Source organism: Stenotrophomonas sp. SMYL41 (assembly GCF_036319965.1).
GTDB classification, from domain to species: Bacteria; Pseudomonadota; Gammaproteobacteria; order Xanthomonadales; family Xanthomonadaceae; genus Stenotrophomonas; species Stenotrophomonas maltophilia_R.
In genome coordinates this window covers 1-17907 of record NZ_JAWIRX010000014.1, presented here as the reverse complement: position 1 = coordinate 17907, position 17907 = coordinate 1, and the positions used below count along the sequence as shown (strand labels likewise).

Genomic DNA, 17907 nt, shown 5'->3' with positions numbered 1-17907 from the left:
TCAAACGCGCGTTTCGTGGGGTCGGGCGGGGTGGGTCCGGTTGCGGGGGACGCCGTGAACCCATCCATGGAGGCTTGGTCGCGGCATCCATGCCGCTCACACCCCCGCAACCGGACCCACCCCGCCTTCGACAATTTCCGTCGATCTGTCGGTGGATGAATCTCTGGATACCCATTGATGTGGATACCCATTGATCCTGTGGGTGCGAACCTTGGTTCGCACGCCGGTTGCCTCAAGCCAGGTAGACCTGCCCGTCGCGCACGTCCACCGGCACCGCACGCAGGCGGTCGCCCTTGCACGGGCCGGCGATGCAGTCGCCGCTGTCCAGCGCGAACGAGGCGCCATGCGCCGCGCACACCAGGTGGCCCTCACGGCTTTTCAGGAACTGGCCTGGCGCCCAGTCCAGGCGGCGGCCGGCGTGCGGGCAGATGTTCAGGAACGCGCGCACCTGCGCACCGTCGCGGTACAACACCAGCGATTCGGCATCGCCATCGACCACCGCTTCGACCTCGGCAAACGCGCCATCGGCAATGGCATCAAGGGCGATCAGGGCAGCAGCGGCAGTCATGGCGAAGGCTCGGACAGTAAACCCGCATTGTCGCACGCCCACTCAGGTGACTGGCTGCGACATGAACACAAGTCATTGATCCGTAATAAGCACAGGCTATATTTAACGAGTTTTTCACTCAATGACAGTGGCGCGTCCCGATACTCTGGTTTCGCTGATCCCAGCCTATCGAGCCGCCATGTTCAATCGTGCATCCGCCGTCAACCAGTTCCGCACCCTGTTCGCGCCGCGCAAGCCGCGCCACCCGCTGGTTCGCGTAGCCGTAGGCCTGCTCGGCCTGGCGATCCTGGCCGCGATGGTGTTCATCGGTGTGTTCGTCGGTGCGGCAATGATCATGGTCGGCCTGGCGTGGAAGCTGCTGGCCTCGCGCAAGCCGGGCGTCGCCCGTCCGGTCGACCCGACCGTGGTCGAAGGCGAGTACCGCGTGGTGCGCAAGCCGGTGTTGCCGGCCTCGCGCTGATCCAGGTCTTCCGCGCCCGCTGACGGCGGGCGTCTTGCGTTCTAGACTGCGGGCACGCCCTTCCTGGATGCCCGCATGTCCGATGTCTCCGATGTGATCCCTGCCGTAGCCCTGCCGCGTGTGCCGGTAGCCGGTGGCGGCAGTTTCCCCGTGCACCGCATCTACTGCGTCGGCCGCAACTTCGCCGACCACGCCCGCGAGATGGGCGCGGCGGTGCCGGCGGCCGATGACCGTGGCCGCCCGATGTTCTTCAGCAAGCCGGCCGATGCGATCGTGGTCGGCCACGACGATGCCATCCCCTATCCGCCGGCGACTGCCAACCTGCACCACGAAGTGGAGCTGGTGGTGGCGATCGGCCGCGATGCGCCCGCCGGCGAGCTAGCCGTGGCCGACGCCGATGCGCTGGTCTATGGCTACGCCGTCGGCCTGGACCTGACCCGCCGCGACCTGCAGGCCGCGGCCAAGGACAAGGGCCACCCGTGGGATGCGGCCAAGGGCTTCGATGCCTCCGCGCCGATCAGCGAAATCGTCCACGCCGAGGAAGTCGGCGACCTGGCCGCGCTGAACCTGTCGCTGGAGGTCAACGGCGAGGTGCGCCAGCAGGCGCTGCTCGACCAGATGATCTGGAACGTGCCGGAGATCCTGCATGAGCTGTCCAAGCTGTGGCAGCTGCGTGCCGGCGACCTGGTGTTCATGGGCACCCCGTCCGGGGTGGCTGCACTGAAGCCCGGCGACCGCTTCAGCGCCCGCCTGGAAAACGTGGCCGAGCGCCACGGCGTGATCGCCGGCTGACATCACCTGCGTTACCCTGCGCGCTGTCCACTTTCCCCACCGGAGAAAAACAACAATGGGAATGCTCACCGAGTTCAAGGAATTCGCGATGCGCGGCAACGTCATCGACCTCGCCGTCGGCGTGGTGATCGGCGCAGCCTTCGGCAAGATCGTGACGGCGCTGGTCGAGAAGATCATCATGCCGCCGCTGGGCCTGCTGATCGGCAAAGTGGACTTCTCGCAGCTGGCGTGGACATTGTCACCGGCCAGCGTCGGCGCCGATGGCAAGGAGATCCCGGCCGTGGTGATCGGCTACGGTGACTTCATCAATACACTGATCCAGTTCGTGATCGTGGCCTTCGCCATCTTCCTGGTCATCAAGGTGATCAACCGCCTGTCGCGCAAGAAGGAAGCCGCGCCGGCGGCACCGGCCGAGGAAGTGGTACTGCTGCGTGAGATCCGCGACAGCCTGAAAAGATAACGGAACGGGCTCCTGCGGGCGCCCTTTCCATCTGCGTGTCTGCGACGCTTCCCATGCGGTGTTGCTGTTATCCTCGTGCGCCCGCGCAGTGCCCTCGCACCGCGCGGGAAGCACGAAACCACCGCCATTTGCGGTGGATGCCAGGAGGCACCGCTTGAACACCCTCACCCCGCGCATGGGCGCACTCGCCATACCCCTGCTACTGTCTGCCTGCATGTGCGTGGCCGGCACCGCGCAGGCGCGCGATATCTCTGTCACCGATGGCAAGGGCCATTACCTGCCCTACAAGCCCGGGATGGCACTGCCCAAGGGCGTAGCCGCGCCGCTGGACGGCTACAGCCACGCCGACCTGCTGCTGGCGGCCGCGCAGCCGATCGAGGCACAGATGAAAGCGCGCGGCCTCGATCCGACGCTGACCCGCGAGTCTCTGTTTGCGATGGCCGGCGTGCTGAACGAGGCGCTGGAAGCCAGGAGTGCCGAGTACCAGATCGCCACCGATCTGCAGAAGGCCGGCGATTCGCCAAAGGCCCGCCATGAAGCAGTGACTGCGCTGGCCAAGCACTTTGGGCTGCTGACAGTCGATGCCACCTACGATTCGCTGAAGGGTTCGCCGCTGTTGTCGCTCGACAAGCAGTTCCTGAACGACTACATCAACAACGCCGGCAACGGTGTGGCCAGCTACATCATGAAGCTGGATACCGCAGCCAGGTAATTGCCAGCGGCACCCTTGGGCGCCATGGAAGCATGTGAAAGCCCCGCCCCGGCGGGGCTTTCGCTTTGCCGGACATGGCGGAAAACATCGTTCGCGCCAGCCATGACCTCCCGCCCATGCGCCGGGCTGAACGACTGTTAAGCTCCAAGGCTTAGGTCCCTTCCGGAGTTGTCCATGCGTCGCCGCCTCCTTGCCATCGCATCCTCCCTCGCCCTGCTGGCCGGCCCGGCCTTCGCAGCGCCGCACACCACCACCCTGCCCCCCGCCTCGCTGGCCACCGCCGCCCAGCTGCGCGACCAGGCGCTGGCCGACGACACTGGCTGGAAGGTGGTCGAATCGCTCACCACCGAGATCGGCCCGCGCATCGCCGGCAGCGAGGCGGACGCCCGTGCGGTGGCCTGGGCCGAGGCCAAGTTCAAGGCACTCGGCTTCGACAAGGTGTGGAAGGAGCCGGTGACGTTCCCGAAGTGGGAGCGCCGCAGTGAACACGCCGCCGTGACCGGCAAGAATCCGCAGCCGCTGCAGATCACGGCACTGGGCGGCAGCCCGGGCGGTACGGTGGAAGCGGAAGTGGTGCGCTTCGCCGACCTGGCCGCATTGCAGGCCGCACCAGCCGGTTCGCTGAAGGGCAAGATCGCCTTCGTCGATTACCAGATGCTGCCCTTCCGCGATGGCCGCGACTACGGCCGTGGCGGCGCGATCCGCAGCAAGGGCCCGTCCGAAGCGATCCGCAAGGGCGCGGTCGGTTTCCTGATGCGCTCGGCAGGTACCGACTCGCACCGCGTGCCGCACACCGGCATCACCCGGTTTGACGATGGCCTGACCCCGGTGCCGTCGGCGGCGCTGTCGGTGCCCGATGCCGACCAGCTGGCCCGCCTGCTGGCGCGTGGCAGCACCACGGTGAAGGTGGCGCTCGATTGCGGCTGGGACGGCACCGCCACCTCTTACAACGTGATCGGCGAGATCACCGGCCGCAGCCTGCCGAAGGAAGTAGTGGTGATCGGTGGTCACCTGGATTCGTGGGACCTGGGCACCGGCGCGGTGGATGACGGCGCGGGCGTGGGCATCACCATGGCTGCCGGCCACCTGATCGGCCAGCTGAAGCAGGCGCCGAAGCGCACCATCCGCGTGATCGCCTTCGCCAACGAGGAACAGGGCCTGTACGGCGGCAAGGCGTATGCCGAGGCGCATGCCAAGGACGTGGCCCTGCACCAGCTGGCCGCCGAGAGCGACTTCGGTGCCGGCCGCATCTATGCCTTCAACACCGGTTCGCCGAACCCGGAAGGCTCGCGCGAGGCAACGAAGCAGATTGCCGAGGTGATGAAGCCACTGGGCATCGAGTACCAGGCCGACAAGGGCGGCCCGGGCCCGGACGTCGGCCCGCTGGCTGCCAAGGGCGGTGCGTGGGCGTGGCTGGCGCAGGATGGCTCGGACTACTTCCACCTGCACCACACCGCCGACGACACGCTGGACAAGATCGACCCGAAGGCACTGGCGCAGAACGTGGCCGCCTACACCGTGTTCGCGTACCTGGCGGCGGAAGCGGATGGCAGCTTCGGCAGCGAGGCCAAGACGACCACGCCGCCGAACGAATGATGCACGGGCGCCGGGCCATGCCCGGCGAGTGCAGCGGGAAGAGCGGTGCGAACCGAGGTTCGCACCCACCGGGCAAAGTCGCACGCACCGGGCCAAGGCGCGGGTCAGAGCCCCCGCCTTGGCGAGGGATCCGACCCCAGTCCTGTCATCCGTCCCACACGCTGGTGTTGCGCACACCCAGCAGCTTCGGGTTGTACAGCGGATCCTTGCCGGCCTGGCGATGCTGCTCGTAATCGCGCAGCGCCGCCAACGCCGGCTTCTGCAGCAGCAGGATGGCAATGATGTTCAACCAGCTCATCAGGCCCACGCCGATATCGCCCAGCGACCAGGCCACCGTTGCACTGTTGACCGCCGAGTAGCCGGTCGCCGCCAGGAACAGCAGCTGGAACACGCCCACCACCCACGGCGCCGGGCGATCACGGCACAGGTAGCTGATGTTGGTCTCGGCCATGTAGTACAGCGCCAGGATGGTGGTGAACGCGAACGGCAGGATCGCCAGCGCCACGAACGAACGGCCGAAGCCCGGCAGTGCGGATTCCACCGCATGCTGCACGAAGCGCGGCCCGGCCTCGACGCCGGGCAGGTTGCCCAGCAGCAGGCGCGCCTCATCCGGAATGCCGTTCACCGCCGGGTCGTAGACGTTGTACAGGCCGGTGGACAGGATCAGGAAGGCCGTGGCGCTGCACACCACCATGGTGTCGATGTAGACCGAGAACGACTGCACCAGGCCCTGCTTGACCGGATGCGAGACTTCGGCGGCAGCGGCCGGATGCGCGCCGCTGCCCATGCCGGCCTCGTTGGACAGCACGCCGCGGCGCACGCCCCACTGGATGGCAGTGCCGATCATCGCACCGAACGCTGCATCCACGCCGAAGGCGCTGCGCAGCACCAGCATGATCACGTCCGGCACCTTCTCCGCATTGAGCACCATCACCAGCGCCGCGACCAGCAGGTAGGCCACGGCCATCAGCGGCACCACCCATTCGGCCACGCGCGCAATGCGCCGCACGCCGCCGATGAGGATGGCACCCAGCACCACCAGCAGGACGGCGGTGGTCGTCATCACCGGCACATCCCAGGCTTCGTTGACCGCACTGGTGATCGCGTTGGACTGCGTGCCGGCCAGCATCGCGCCCGCAAGCACGGTCACCAGTGCGAACAGCACCGCATACCAGCGCTGGCCGAGGCCTTTTTCGATGTAGTAAGCCGGGCCACCCCGGTACTGGCCCTTGGCATCACGATCCTTGTAGATCTGCGCAAGCGTGGATTCGACGAAGGCACTGGACGCACCGAGGAAGGCAACGATCCACATCCAGAAGATCGCGCCGGGGCCGCCGAAGGCGATGGCCATGGCGACACCGGCGATGTTGCCGACGCCCACGCGGCTGGACAGCGAAAGGGATAACGCCTGGAACGGCGAGACGCCGGCATCGGAACGCTCATGGCGGAGCATGAGGCGCAGCATGTCCGGCAATGCCCGCAACTGGATGAAGCGTGTGCGCACGCTGAAGTACAGGCCGGTGAGCAGGCACAGCACCACCAGGTAGGGACTCCAGACGATGCCGAGGATCGCGTTGACGATGGATTCGATGTTCATCGGCGGCCCCTCAGAAGAACATGCCCAGGGCGACCTGGGGGCTGATGATGCGGCTGGTGTTGCGGCCGGCCACGCTGAACTCGACACCGGCGATCAGGCCCAGTGATGGGCTGAAGTGGTACTCCACGGCCGGCGCCAGAGTGACGCTGCGGCTGGCCGAGCGATGCTCTTCGATCCGTTCGATCGCACCGCTGCTGTTGCGTGCGAAGCCGCTCAGGCGCTGGCCGGTCTCGCGGCTGGCGGCCACCTCCATCACGCCCACCCAGCGCGAATTGAAGCTGTACTCGGCGCCGACCGACAGGCCCAGCACCGACCCGCGGGAGATATGTCCCTGGAAGCTGTCATCGGTGCCGTACACGCTGGTGCCGGATATGGCGGTGCGCGACGGTGCCGGCCCGGCACTGAGCTGGGCGCGCCAGCGCAGCGGGCGCTCATTTCCCAGCCAGACCACCTGCTGCACGCCGAGTGCGGCGGTCGTGCGCTGCACGCCATCACCCTGGGCATCGAGTGCGTTGCCGGTGATGCGGTCGTGGCTGCCGGTGCTGAAGCGCTGCACCAGTGCGACCGAGATGGCCGGTCGCGTGCCATCGGCATTGGGGGCCTGCAACAGGTACTGCAGGCGCGCGGTGGTATCGCCAGCGCGGAAACCGCTGCTTCGCGCGCTGCCCTGTTCGGCACGGGAGGCACTGAGATTGACCTGGCCCATCACCCGGTCGCTGAAGCCATAGATGATCGGGACCACCGTGGCCCATGCGCCGCTGTGCTGCCCGCTGCGGCGACGGTGGCCACCATCGTCGTAGTGATCGCGACTGTCGACCCGCACCAGATAAGGTTCGATATACCAATGACCCTGCGGCAGGCCGGCCGGGTTGGGGGTGATCAACGGGCCGGTGAAATTGACCCCGTCCAGGCTGCGCTCTTCAGCCTGCACCGCGGGGACTGCAAGTGCGCACAGCACCAGCAGCAGGGATGCGCGCATCGCGTGGTGTTGGATTCGATGCATGGGAACCGCTCCTGTTCGACATTGGATGGAGGTCCACCGTGCGATGCAGGATGCGGCTCAACAATGAGACAAATTCTAAAAGTGCGTGTTCATGCATCAAGCATGCTTGATGCATCGTGACCGGTCGCAATCAGCATGTTTTGCAGACGGCACCCGGCAGGCGACCCGCACGATCACACTGAGCTTTGCGGAATGCGCGCAAAAAAACCCGGCCGCGAGGGCCGGGTTCGGGGTCACGACACGATGAAACAGCCGCGTCAATCGCCGCGGCGGCTCGCCCACTGCGCCAGCAGCACCGCCGTGGCCGAGGCGACGTTCAGGCTCTCCACCGCACCGCTGCCGGGAATCGAGACCTGCAGGTCGCACTGGCCCGCCAGGCTGCGGTCCATGCCCTCGCCTTCGGCACCCATCACGTACACCAGCCGGCTTGGCAGCGACGCGCGGAACACATCGTCACCGCCATCGACCAGGGTCGCGGCCAGGCCGAAACCGGATGCACGCAGCTGCGCCATCGCCTGAACGGTCTCCGGCAGCTGCACCAGTGGCACGGCTTCGGCACCGCCCTCGGCAACGCGCGCGGCGGCACCGGACAACGCCAGCGTGCTGCCGGCCGGCAGCAGCAGCGCCTTGGCACCGAAGTGCGCGGCCGAGCGCAGGATCGCGCCGAGGTTGTGCGGGTTGCCCACGCCATCAAGCCACAGCGCCAGTGCCGGGCCATCACCGACCTGCTCCAGCCACTGCGCCAGCGGCAGTGCCGGTGCGCGCAGCACATCGGCCACCACGCCTTCGTGATGGGTGGTACCGGCGAGCTTGTTCAGATCACCATCTTCGACCACGCGATACCCCACGCGGTTGGCCACGCACCACTTCAGCAGCGGCTGCAGGCGCGGGATGCGCGCCTCCAGCAGGTACAGCTTGCGCAGCGCCTGCGGCCGCGCTTCGAACGCGGCCAGCACGGCATTCAAGCCGTACAGGCGCAGCTCGTCGCTGCCGCCGCGCCCACCACCGCCCGTGGCCGGCACCTCCGGGCGCGGCAACGGTGTTGCGCGCGGCGGACGGGCGGATGGACGGCGGTTGTTCCAAGGGTTGTTCACTTACACACTCTCCTGCTTGCGCTGGCGCCAGAAATCGGCGTTCTTGATGCCCAGGGCATCCGGGTCGAACACCGGATCCAGGCCCAGCTTCTTCTGTCGTTCGTAGTCACGCAGGGCCAGCATCGCCGGCTTCTGGATGATGAGGATGGCGATGATGTTCAGCCAGGCCATCAGGCCGACGCCGATGTCACCCAGCGCCCAGGCCAGGGTCGCATTATGGAATGCACCGAACACCACCATGCCGATGATGCCAAGGCGCAGCACAAGCACGGTCAGCGGGCGCTTCCTGTTGTGGTTCACATAGCTGAGGTTGGTCTCAGCCATGTAGTAGTAGGCCATGATGGTGGTGAAGGCGAAGAAGAAGATGGCGATGGACACGAACGCCGAACCCCAGCCCGGAAGCACCGCTTCCACACCGGCCTGCGCATAGCCCGCACCTTCCGGAATGCCGGCCAGGCCCTGGAACAGCGGCGGCGCGCCTTCCACCGGCGAGTACACGTTGTAGGTGCCGCTGGCCAGGATCAGGAACGCGGTGGCGGTGCACACCATCATGGTGTCGAAATAGATGGCGAAGGCCTGCACGTAGCCCTGCTTGGCCGGATGCGAGACTTCCGAGGCCGCCGCCGCGTGCGGCCCCGAACCCTGCCCGGCTTCATTGGCATAGATGCCGCGCTTGATGCCCCACTCCACCGCCAGGCCCATCATCGCGCCGAACGCGGCGTGGGTGCCGAAGGCGCTCTTGAAGATGATGCCGAACATCTCCGGCACGCGGTCGTAGTTGATGACCATGATGACGATGGCGGTCAGGATGAAGGCCGCCGCCATGAACGGCACCACCACCTCGGCGAAGTTGGCGATGCGCTTGACGCCGCCGAAGATCACCACGCCCAGCAGCAGGCCCACCACGATGCCGATGCCCAGCTTCAGCGCCTGCGCCGATTCCATGCCCAGCGTCTGGCCGTCCAGCGGACCGCACAGCGCGGTGCCACGGCAGGCGTTGATGATGCTGTCGGCGATGGCGTTGGCCTGCACGCCCGGCATCAGGAAGCCGGCCGCGATGATCGTGGCGATGGCGAAGGCCAGCGCGTACCACTTCAGGCCCATGGCCTTTTCGATGTAATAGGCCGGGCCACCACGGTAGCGGCCTTCGGCATCCTTGGTCTTGTAGATCTGCGCCAGGGTGCATTCCACGTACGAAGTGGATGCGCCGAGGAAGCCCATCACCCACATCCAGAAGATGGCGCCAGGGCCACCGAAGGCGATGGCGGTGGCCACGCCGGCGATGTTGCCGATGCCCATGCGGCCGGCCATCGACATGGCCAGCGCCTGGAACGAGGACACGCCGGCGTCGGACTTCTCGCCCTTGACGGTGAGGCGGCACATCTCGACGAACCCACGGATCTGCATGAAACGGGTGCGCAGGCTGAAGAACAAGCCGGCGGCCAGGCACATGAAGATCAGCGCCTTGCTCCAGATGATGCTGTTGATGAAATGTACGGTAGCTTCCACGCGCGCTCTCTCCAGTCGGCGGGTTGTGAGGACGTCCCGTCGGCTGGAGGGGACCGGTCGATTCTCCCTGATCGACGGCCGCTGCGGTAGCGCCAGAAGGATGGGGTCGGATCCCTTGCGCGCTGCGCAAGGGCTCTGACCCCGTTCTACCGTTTGGCGGGTTGGGGGTCAGAGCCCTTTTCTGGCGAAAAGGGATCCGACCCCGCGCGTTCAGGGCAGCTGCGTGCGCACCCGGGCGAAACGGCGAAGGTCGTGCAGCACGCCGCGCTTGTAGACCGCACAGCGCTCCACGCCCTCCTCCTGGAAGCCGTTCTTCTCCAGCACCCGGACCGAGCCCAGGTTGAAGTCGACCACCGTGGCCTGCAGCCTGAACAGGCGCAGCTCGTCCATCACCCACGGGGCGAACAGACCGACCACGCGGGTCATCAGGCCCCGCCCCCAATAGGCCTGCCCCAGCCAGTAACCCAGTTCAGCGCTGTGCCCACGCTCGGCCACGCCCTGCTGGGCACCGACGCTGCCGCAGGCCTGGCCGTCGATCTCGATGGCCAGGTTCAGGGTGCCCGGGGCCAGCACGCGGCCGGCCAGGAAGGCCTCGCCATCCTCGCGCGTGTACGGGTACGGGAAGCGGTCGCGCAGGCCGCGCGACACCTCGGCGTCATTGGCGTGGCGTAGCAGGGACGCCAGGTCATCGGGGCGCCAGGGTCGCAGCTGGAAGCCGTCGCCCTGCAGCACTGTGGCCGGATCAGGCATGGCCACCCACCGAGGGCGATTGCGCTTCCTGCTTCTCCAGCTCGCGCTTGACCGCTTCCGGCGAGCGGGTGTAGGGGGCCAGGCGCGCGTAGAACGCCGGCACCACGAACAGCGACAGGAACGTCGAGAGGGTGACGCCGAAGATGATCACGATGCCGATCGTGCCACGGCTGGCCGAACCGGGGCCACCGGCCACGACCAGCGGGATCGCGCCGACCACGGTGGCGATCGAGGTCATCAGGATCGGGCGCAGGCGCACCATTGCAGATTCGATGATCGCCTCGCGCACGCTGCGGCCATCGTCGCGCAGCTGGTTGGCGAATTCGACAATGAGGATGCCGTTCTTCGCGGCCAGGCCGACCAGCATCACGATGCCGATCTGGCTGAACAGGTTCACCGTGCCGCCACTCACCCACAACCCGACCAGTGCGCCGAGCACGCCCAGTGGCACGGTCAGCATGATGGTGAGCGGATGGATGAAGCTCTCGAACTGGGCAGCCAGTACCAGGTAGACCACCAGCAGGGCCATGGCGAAGGTCAGCAGCACGGCGCCACCGGCACTCTGGTATTCGCGCGATTCGCCCTTCCAGTTCACCTGCGCGTACTGCGGCAGCTCCTCGCGCGTGACCTGCTGCGCCCAGGCAATGGCCTCACCCAGCGGATACCCCGGTGCCAGGCCGGCATTGATGGTGATCGAGCGCAGGCGGTTGAAGCGGTTCAGGGTGCCGGCCTCGGCCACTTCGCTCAGCGTGACCAGGTTGGACAGCGGCACCAGTTCGCCGGAGGTGGCGCGCACGCGGATCGCCGCCAGGTCGGCCGGGCTGGCGCGGCCGTCACGTCCGGCCTGCACCAGCACATCGTATTCCTCGCCGTTGTCGACGAAGGTGGTGACGCGGCGCGAGCCCATCATGGTTTCCAGCGCCGAACCGATCGCGGTGACCGGCACGCCGAGGTCGGCCGCACGCTGGCGGTCGATGTTCACCCGCATCTGCGGCCGGGTTTCCTTGTAGTCCGAGTCCGGGCCGACCAGGCCGGGGTTGTCGGCCATGCGCAGCAGGATGCGGTCGCGCCATTGCGCGATCTCGGCATACTCCGGCCCGCCCAGGACGATCTGGAACGGCTGCCCGCCGCTGCGCACCAGGCCACCGCCCACCTGCGTGCGCACGCGCACGCCGCGGATGGTGTCCAGTTCCTTCTGCAGCTCGTTGGCCACTTCCGGCGTGCCCTCGCTGCGCTGCCGCCACGGCTGCAGGAAGATGCTGACGCGACCGGTATGCATTTCCTCGCTGGCGCCCCAGCCACCCGGCACGCGCGGGTTGGCGCGTACGATGGGCTTGTCCGGGCCGACATGCGGCGCCAGCATCGCTTCCACCTGCTGCACCTGCTGCACGGTGTAGTCGTAGCCGGCGCCTTCCGGGCCATCGATCATGATCTGGAACGAACCGCGGTCTTCGGCCGGTGCCAGTTCCGACGGCAGCAGCTTGAGCAGGCCCCAGCTGGCAGCCAGTGCGGCGACCATCACCAGCAGGTAGATCCAGGTGCGGTCGACATGGTGATCGAGTACCCGCCCGTAGGCCCCAGCCAGGCGCTCCAGGTTGCGGTTGACGAAGCCATGCAGGCCACGCGGCGCGTGCCCGGTATGCGGCTTCAGCAGTTTGGAGGCCATCATCGGTGTCAGCGTCAGCGCCACGAATGCGGACAACGCCACCGCCGCCGCCAATGCCACCGCCAGTTCGCGGAACAGGCGCCCGGTGTTGCCTTCCAGGAACCCGACCGGCAGGAACACCGCCACCAGCACGGCGGTGGTCGCAATCACCGCGAAGGCGACCTGCGCGGTGCCGCGCTTGGATGCCACCAGCGGCGGTTCGCCCAGGTCGATGCGGCGCTGCACGTTCTCCACCACCACGATCGCATCGTCCACCACCAGGCCGATGCACAGCACCAGGGCAAGCAGGGTCAGCAGGTTGATCGAGAAGTCGAACGCATACAGCGCGATGAATGCCGCGACCAGGCACACCGGCACCGTCACCGCCGGAATCAACGCGGCACGGAAGCTGCCGAGGAACAGCCAGATCACTGCCAGCACCAGGATCATCGCCTCCACCAGCGTGGCGTAGACGCGATCCACGGCGGCTTCGATGAAGGTGGTGTTGTCGAAGGCGACGAAGATCTGCGTACCCTTGGGCAGGGTCAGCGCCACCCGCTCGGCTTCAGCGCGCGCGGTGCGCGCCACGTCCAGCGAGTTGGCGGTGGAGGTCTTGACGATGCCCAGGCCGATGCCCGGTTCACCGTTGCTCCGGTAGTAGGCGCGACGCTCGGCCGAGGCCAGTTCGATTTTCGCCACGTCGCCCATGCGCACCACGTAACCGTCGCGGCCCTTGCCCAGCGGGATGGTCGCGAAGTCTTCGGGCTTGATGTAGTTGCGTTCCACCCGCAGGGTGAAATCGCGGTCGGTCGACTCGATGCGGCCGGCCGGCAGTTCCACGTTTTCGTTGCGCAGCGCGGTTTCCACATCGCCGGTGGTCAACCCGCGCGCAGCCAGCTGGTCGCGGTCCAGCCAGATGCGCATTGCATAGCGCTGGCGGCCACCGATGCGGACCTGGGCCACGCCATCGAGGCTGGAGAAACGGTCGACCACGTAGCGGTCGGCATAGTCGCTCAGTTCCAGCGTGTCCATGGTCGAGGAGACCATGTTGAACCAGATGATCGGATCCGCATCGCTTTCGACCTTGGCGATTTCCGGTGGCCGCGCTTCTTCCGGCATGCGGTCTGCAACACGGCTGACCGCATCGCGCACGTCGTTGGCCGCCGCTTCGATATCGCGATTGGAGGTGAACTCGATGCTGACCTGCGAGCGGCCGTTGGTGCTGCGCGCGTTGATCGTATCGATGCCTTCGATGCCGGCCAGTGCATCTTCCAGCACCTGGGTGATGCGGCTTTCGATGACCGCTGCCGAGGCACCTGTGTAGTCCACCGACACCGAAACGATCGGCGGATCGATGGCCGGCAGTTCGCGCAGGGTCAGCCGGGTGAAGGACATCACACCCAGTACCAGCAGCAACAAGCTCATCACCACGGCAAACACCGGCCGCTGGATGGAAACGTCGGACAGCTTCATCCACCGTGGCCCTCGGCCGCGACCGGCGCCGGTGCCTCAGCCGGCTTGGCCCCGCTGGCTGGTGCTGCGTCCTTGGCCGCGACCTTCAGGCCCGGGCGCAGCTTGCCGGTGCCATCCACGACGATGCGCTGGCCGGCTTCCAGGCCCTGCCTGATCTCGACCACGCCGGCGCGGCGCGCGCCGGTCACCACATCCACGCGCTCGACGCTGTCGTCTGCGGTGATGCGATACACGTAGGTATCGCGGCCGACCTGCACCACGGCGATTTCCGGAATCACCAGCGCCGGGCGCTCGGGGCGGAACAGGCGCACGTCCAGCAGCATGCCCGGGCGCAGCGCATGGTCGCCGTTGGCGAAATCGGCGCGCACCGTCACCGCACGGGTGGCCGGATCGATGCGCGCATCGATGGTGCTGACCACGCCTTCGAAGCTACGGCCGGGCCACGCCACACTGGTGGCACTGACCTTGTCACCGACGCCCAGCGCAGCCAGCTCCACTTCCGGCACCTGGAAATCGATGTGCATGTGCTCGATATCGTCGAGCGTGGCGATCACCGTGGTCGGCGTCAGCAGCGTGCCCGGGCTGACCTGGCGGATGCCGAGCACACCGGCGAACGGCGCACGCACGCGGCGATCACCGATGTCCGACTGCATCTGCGCCACGCGCGCTTCGGCTGCATCGCGGATCGACTTCTGCGTATCCAGCGTGGCACTCGACACCAGCCGCTGCGTGGCCAGCTCACGCTGGCGCTTGTACAGCTGGTCGGCCTCGTGGAAGGTGGCCTGCGCCTGGACCAGTGCGGCCTCCTGGGCCTGGCCGCGCAGGGTCACGATCGGCGCACCGGCAGCAATGTGCTGGCCGCTTTCGAAATGCACCTTCTCGACGATCTCGCTGACCTTGGCGGTCACGCTGATCGATTCGCGTGCCTTGGCCGTGCCCAGTGCCTGCAGGGTGTCGCTCCACGGACGGGACTGCACGACCTGCGCGGTGACCGGCACCGCTTCTCCCTGCCGACGCGCGGCGGCCTCCTGTTTGCCTGCGCACCCGGCCAGCACGGCCAAGCTGAGGCCAAGGGCCAGGGTCGAAGCGATACGAGCCAACATGAACGGTCCTGATTGATCCACGGCCGCCGAGTGTAGGCAAGTGCCCATAAAAGCGGTATGTGCCAAGCGTTTACCGGCGTGGAACCAACGCTGCGATGGCGCCTTGAACCCGTTCCGTGCAAGGCTGCCACGGGCAGTGTCGGCGTGTGTCGGGGTGTATCCAGCCGTGCACCGCCCGGGCCGTCATCGTAGAGTCGAATCTGCCCGACGGAGGGCGTCGGGCGGGGACGGATCCTGGCGGGGATCCGGCCCCGTTTTCTTGCCCGTTGCCTCAGTACCGGTAGTTCAGCTTCATCCAGACGCTGCGCCCCGGCTCATTGATGCGTACCGGGTCGGCCGGGAAGCCGAAGTCGGCGCTGCCCGCCAGATTCAGGTGCTCGCTGTAGGCACGGTCGAACAGGTTGTCGACACCCGCGCTGAGCTGCAGCTGCGAACTGAAACGGTACGCTGCATTGAGCGCGAAGGTGGCAAAGCCAGCGCTCGGCCCAAGGTCCTGCGCGACGACATTGCCTTGGCCATCTGCGACGCGATGCTGGTGGGTCACCGCGCGCAGCAGCGCACCGGCGCTCCAGCGCTGGCCTTCCCAGTTCGCACTCAGGCGCGCTTCCAACGGCGGCATCTGCGGCAGCGGGCGCTGCTGGTCGCGGTTCTCGCCCCAGGCATAGGCCAGCGTGCCGCCCAGTTTCCACTGTTCGGCCACGCTCACTTCCAACCCCGCTTCGGCACCGGCAATGCGGGCATCGATGTTGCTGGCCTGGCTCATGCCCATCATGCCGCTGCCATGGTAGGTGAACAGGATGTAGTCCTGGATCTGGCCAGCGTACGCCGACACCCATGCCTGCACGCGCGGCCCCTTGTACTGCAGGCCGACGTCGAGTTGGGTGGTGCGCTCGGGCTGGATACCGGCAAACGCGTTCACTGCACCGGCCGGGCCGTGGTTGGGCGAGAACAGCTCCCAGTAGTCGGGCATGCGTTCACTGTGGCCCAGGCCCGCATACCAGGTCAGGCCATCGGCCAGGTCCTGCTCGTAGCGCAGGAAGCCACTGCCGAGCCATTCCTTGCGGCGCTGGCCCGCGGTCGGATTGGGTCTGTTGCCCATCATTCCGCGGATCGACTGCCGCTCGTCGCGCACGCTGGCGCGATCGATGCGCAGGCCGCTGATCCAGCGCTGGCCGGTACCGGCGCCAAGGGTCAACTCCGTGAACGCGCCATAGCGACGGAAGCTGGCATCGGTCTCCCAGTCCGCCTGGCGGTAGGTGTCGCGGCCCATGCCCATGCGACCGCGGTGGCGGCCGTCTTCCCCGTCTACGCCCGCCACCAGCTGCACGTCCTGCCAGCGCCACTCGGAACTGACCCGGCCGCCCTGGGTACGGCGGTCCACGTTCGAGGCCATCGGCATCGGCATCATGCTGTTCGGGTTCGGCGTGCGCAGCGTGTAGTTGTCCATCACGTGGTCGGCCTCGTTGTAGTACACGTTGGCCTGCACCGTGTCCCACGCACCCGGCAGGTTGCGCTTCTCGAAACGCGCGGCATAGCTGGTACGTTCGAACGCGGCCCCGTCCATGCCGCGCCCCGCGTAGCGTGCGATGGCATCACCGGCACCAGCGGAGACTTCCAGCAGCGTGTCGGCATCCGGCGTCCAGCCGATGGCCACGTCACCGTTCCACTTGCGCCACTTCGACGGCACCACGTCACCGTTGCCATCCTTGTAGTCATCGGCTTCGGAACGGTTGCCACTGGCGCGCACGTAGCCGGTCGGGTTGCCCAGGGTCAGGTCCAGCACCTGGTCGTTGCGGTTGCGCGAACCGACCAGCGCACTGGCATCGGCACGCACGCCCGGTTCCTCGAAGCGCGGCGTATCGCGCTCGAAACGCACGGTGCCGGCCGAGGCTCCTGCGCCCCAGCGCACGCTCTGCGGCCCCTTGATGATGGTCAGCCGGTCGAAGCTTTCCGGCGCGATGTAGGACAGCGGATTGTCCATGCGCGACGGGCAGGCGCCGATCAGGTTGCCGTCATTGCTGAGGATGTTCAGCCGCGAACCGAACATGCCGCGCAGCACCGGGTCGCCGTTGGTGCCGCCGTTGCGGATGGAGGAGAAACCGGGGACGGTCTTCAGGTAATCGGCGCCGTCACTGGCGGGCACCGGCTGCCGCGGCAGGCGCGGATCGGTCACCCAGTGCAGCGGCGAGGACGGTGCGGCGGCGGTCACCACCAGCGTGTCGAGGGTACGCGCCTCTTCGGCGGGCGCGGCGTGGGCCAGTGATGCGGCCACGGCCAGGCCAAGGGCAACCGGCAGGCGCGCACAGGCGCCCGCGGGGCGGGAAGTCGTTTTCATCGGAACAGCTCCAAGGTACGCATGCGCGCACGGCGCCCGGTCAGGCGTCGTGCGGCAGATTCGATAGGGACATCAGCGAACGATGGAGAAACGCGGCGGCCCGCGCGCAGCATGCGCCGGCCAGCACAGCGCGGGCAGCACCTGCTGCGACCACGGGAACACCAGCTGCGGCCGCCACAGCAGCGGCAACAGCAGCACCAGCACGGCCAGCCATGGCAGCAGGCGCATTGCCAGCACGCAGTATTCGCAGGCTTCGCCGTGCATGGCGTGGGGGTCGGCCGGGCGGTTGCGCGCTGCCGGCGCGGCCCCGTGCTGATCGTGCCCGGCCATGGCCATGCCGCGCATGTCATGGCTCATGGCAGCGTGGTCCATGCCGGCCATCGCAGCGTGGTCCATCGGCTGCGCCTGCAGCGCGCGGCTGACCAGCGGCGCAAGCACCATCAGCAGCGTCGCCAGGATGGCGAGCTGGAGCAGAAGGCGCTGCGGGCGGGACAGGCGGGTCACCCCGCCAGTGTAGAGCCGGGTCCAGGGTTGCTCGTGCGACGAACCGTCGCAGGCATTTGCGACACCCGTCGCGGGGGTGTTCGGCAGGGCTGCGCCCTGCACCTGCAGAGGCCACGGCAGGTGCCGAAGCAACAGCAGAAGCGGGTTTCCTGAGGGATGGCGGGGTGGGGGGGGGGGGGGGGCGGGGGGGGGGGGGGCCCCCCCCCCCCCCCCCCCCGGCCCCCCCCCCCCCCCCCCCCCGCCCCCCCCCCCCCCCCCCCCCCCCCCCACCCCGCCTTCGACAGTTCTCCGCGATCTGTCGGAACG

15 protein-coding genes are annotated in these 17907 nt (G+C 67.5%); 5 read left to right on the top strand and 10 right to left on the bottom strand.

The features are described from left to right. Positions 1-232 precede the first annotated feature (232 nt). Positions 233-568, bottom strand: a complete 336-nt coding sequence (locus tag V3B30_RS15785) for a Rieske (2Fe-2S) protein (RefSeq protein ID WP_012511947.1) — start codon at positions 566-568, stop codon at positions 233-235. Between the two features lie 178 nt (positions 569-746). Between V3B30_RS15785 and V3B30_RS15780 the strand changes: the two genes are divergently transcribed. The 5 genes from V3B30_RS15780 to V3B30_RS15760 all read left to right on the top strand — a co-directional run bounded on the left by V3B30_RS15780 (position 747) and on the right by V3B30_RS15760 (position 4588). Continuing rightward, positions 747-1028: a hypothetical protein gene (locus V3B30_RS15780; RefSeq protein ID WP_262083495.1), complete on the top strand. Its 282-nt coding sequence runs from the start codon at positions 747-749 to the stop codon at positions 1026-1028. 75 nt (positions 1029-1103) lie between these two features. Continuing rightward, positions 1104-1820: a fumarylacetoacetate hydrolase family protein gene (locus tag V3B30_RS15775; protein ID WP_019660190.1), complete on the top strand. Its 717-nt coding sequence runs from the start codon at positions 1104-1106 to the stop codon at positions 1818-1820. 55 nt (positions 1821-1875) lie between these two features. After that, the gene (mscL, locus tag V3B30_RS15770) at positions 1876-2280 is read left to right on the top strand and encodes a large-conductance mechanosensitive channel protein MscL (protein ID WP_100473741.1); all 405 of its coding nucleotides are present in this window, start codon (positions 1876-1878) and stop codon (positions 2278-2280) included. A gap of 154 nt (positions 2281-2434) precedes the next feature. Next, positions 2435-2992 (top strand): hypothetical protein, encoded by a 558-nt coding sequence (locus V3B30_RS15765; RefSeq protein ID WP_262083494.1) that lies wholly within the window; start codon positions 2435-2437, stop codon positions 2990-2992. Between the two features lie 174 nt (positions 2993-3166). Beyond that, on the top strand, positions 3167-4588 hold the full coding sequence (locus V3B30_RS15760; protein ID WP_262083493.1) for a M28 family peptidase: 1422 nt from the start codon (positions 3167-3169) through the stop codon (positions 4586-4588). Positions 4589-4733: 145 nt separating this feature from the next. On the opposite strand, the gene V3B30_RS15755 is transcribed toward V3B30_RS15760, so the two are convergent. The 9 genes from V3B30_RS15755 to V3B30_RS15715 form a co-directional block, all read right to left on the bottom strand. Next, positions 4734-6185, bottom strand: a complete 1452-nt coding sequence (locus tag V3B30_RS15755) for an alanine/glycine:cation symporter family protein (protein WP_262083492.1) — start codon at positions 6183-6185, stop codon at positions 4734-4736. A gap of 10 nt (positions 6186-6195) precedes the next feature. Continuing rightward, positions 6196-7188, bottom strand: a complete 993-nt coding sequence (locus tag V3B30_RS15750) for a hypothetical protein (protein WP_262083491.1) — start codon at positions 7186-7188, stop codon at positions 6196-6198. Positions 7189-7445: 257 nt separating this feature from the next. Next, positions 7446-8282, bottom strand: a complete 837-nt coding sequence (locus V3B30_RS15745; protein WP_100473746.1) for a TrmH family RNA methyltransferase — start codon at positions 8280-8282, stop codon at positions 7446-7448. After that, positions 8283-9791, bottom strand: coding sequence for an alanine/glycine:cation symporter family protein (locus V3B30_RS15740; protein WP_100473747.1), 1509 nt, complete (start codon positions 9789-9791; stop codon positions 8283-8285). Positions 9792-10001: 210 nt separating this feature from the next. Continuing rightward, positions 10002-10541 (bottom strand): GNAT family protein, encoded by a 540-nt coding sequence (locus V3B30_RS15735; protein ID WP_262083490.1) that lies wholly within the window; start codon positions 10539-10541, stop codon positions 10002-10004. Then, positions 10534-13659, bottom strand: a complete 3126-nt coding sequence (locus V3B30_RS15730) for an efflux RND transporter permease subunit (protein WP_262083489.1) — start codon at positions 13657-13659, stop codon at positions 10534-10536. The genes V3B30_RS15735 and V3B30_RS15730 overlap by 8 nt, the downstream gene beginning before the upstream one ends. After that, positions 13656-14762, bottom strand: coding sequence for an efflux RND transporter periplasmic adaptor subunit (locus V3B30_RS15725; RefSeq protein WP_100473750.1), 1107 nt, complete (start codon positions 14760-14762; stop codon positions 13656-13658). Before V3B30_RS15725 ends, V3B30_RS15730 begins: the two co-directional genes overlap by 4 nt. A 271-nt stretch (positions 14763-15033) precedes the next feature. Beyond that, on the bottom strand, positions 15034-17097 hold the full coding sequence (locus V3B30_RS15720) for a TonB-dependent copper receptor (RefSeq protein WP_262083488.1): 2064 nt from the start codon (positions 17095-17097) through the stop codon (positions 15034-15036). A 72-nt stretch (positions 17098-17169) separates the two neighbouring features. Further along, positions 17170-17601, bottom strand: a complete 432-nt coding sequence (locus tag V3B30_RS15715; RefSeq protein ID WP_100473752.1) for a DUF2946 domain-containing protein — start codon at positions 17599-17601, stop codon at positions 17170-17172. Between the last annotated feature and the right edge of the window lie 306 nt (positions 17602-17907).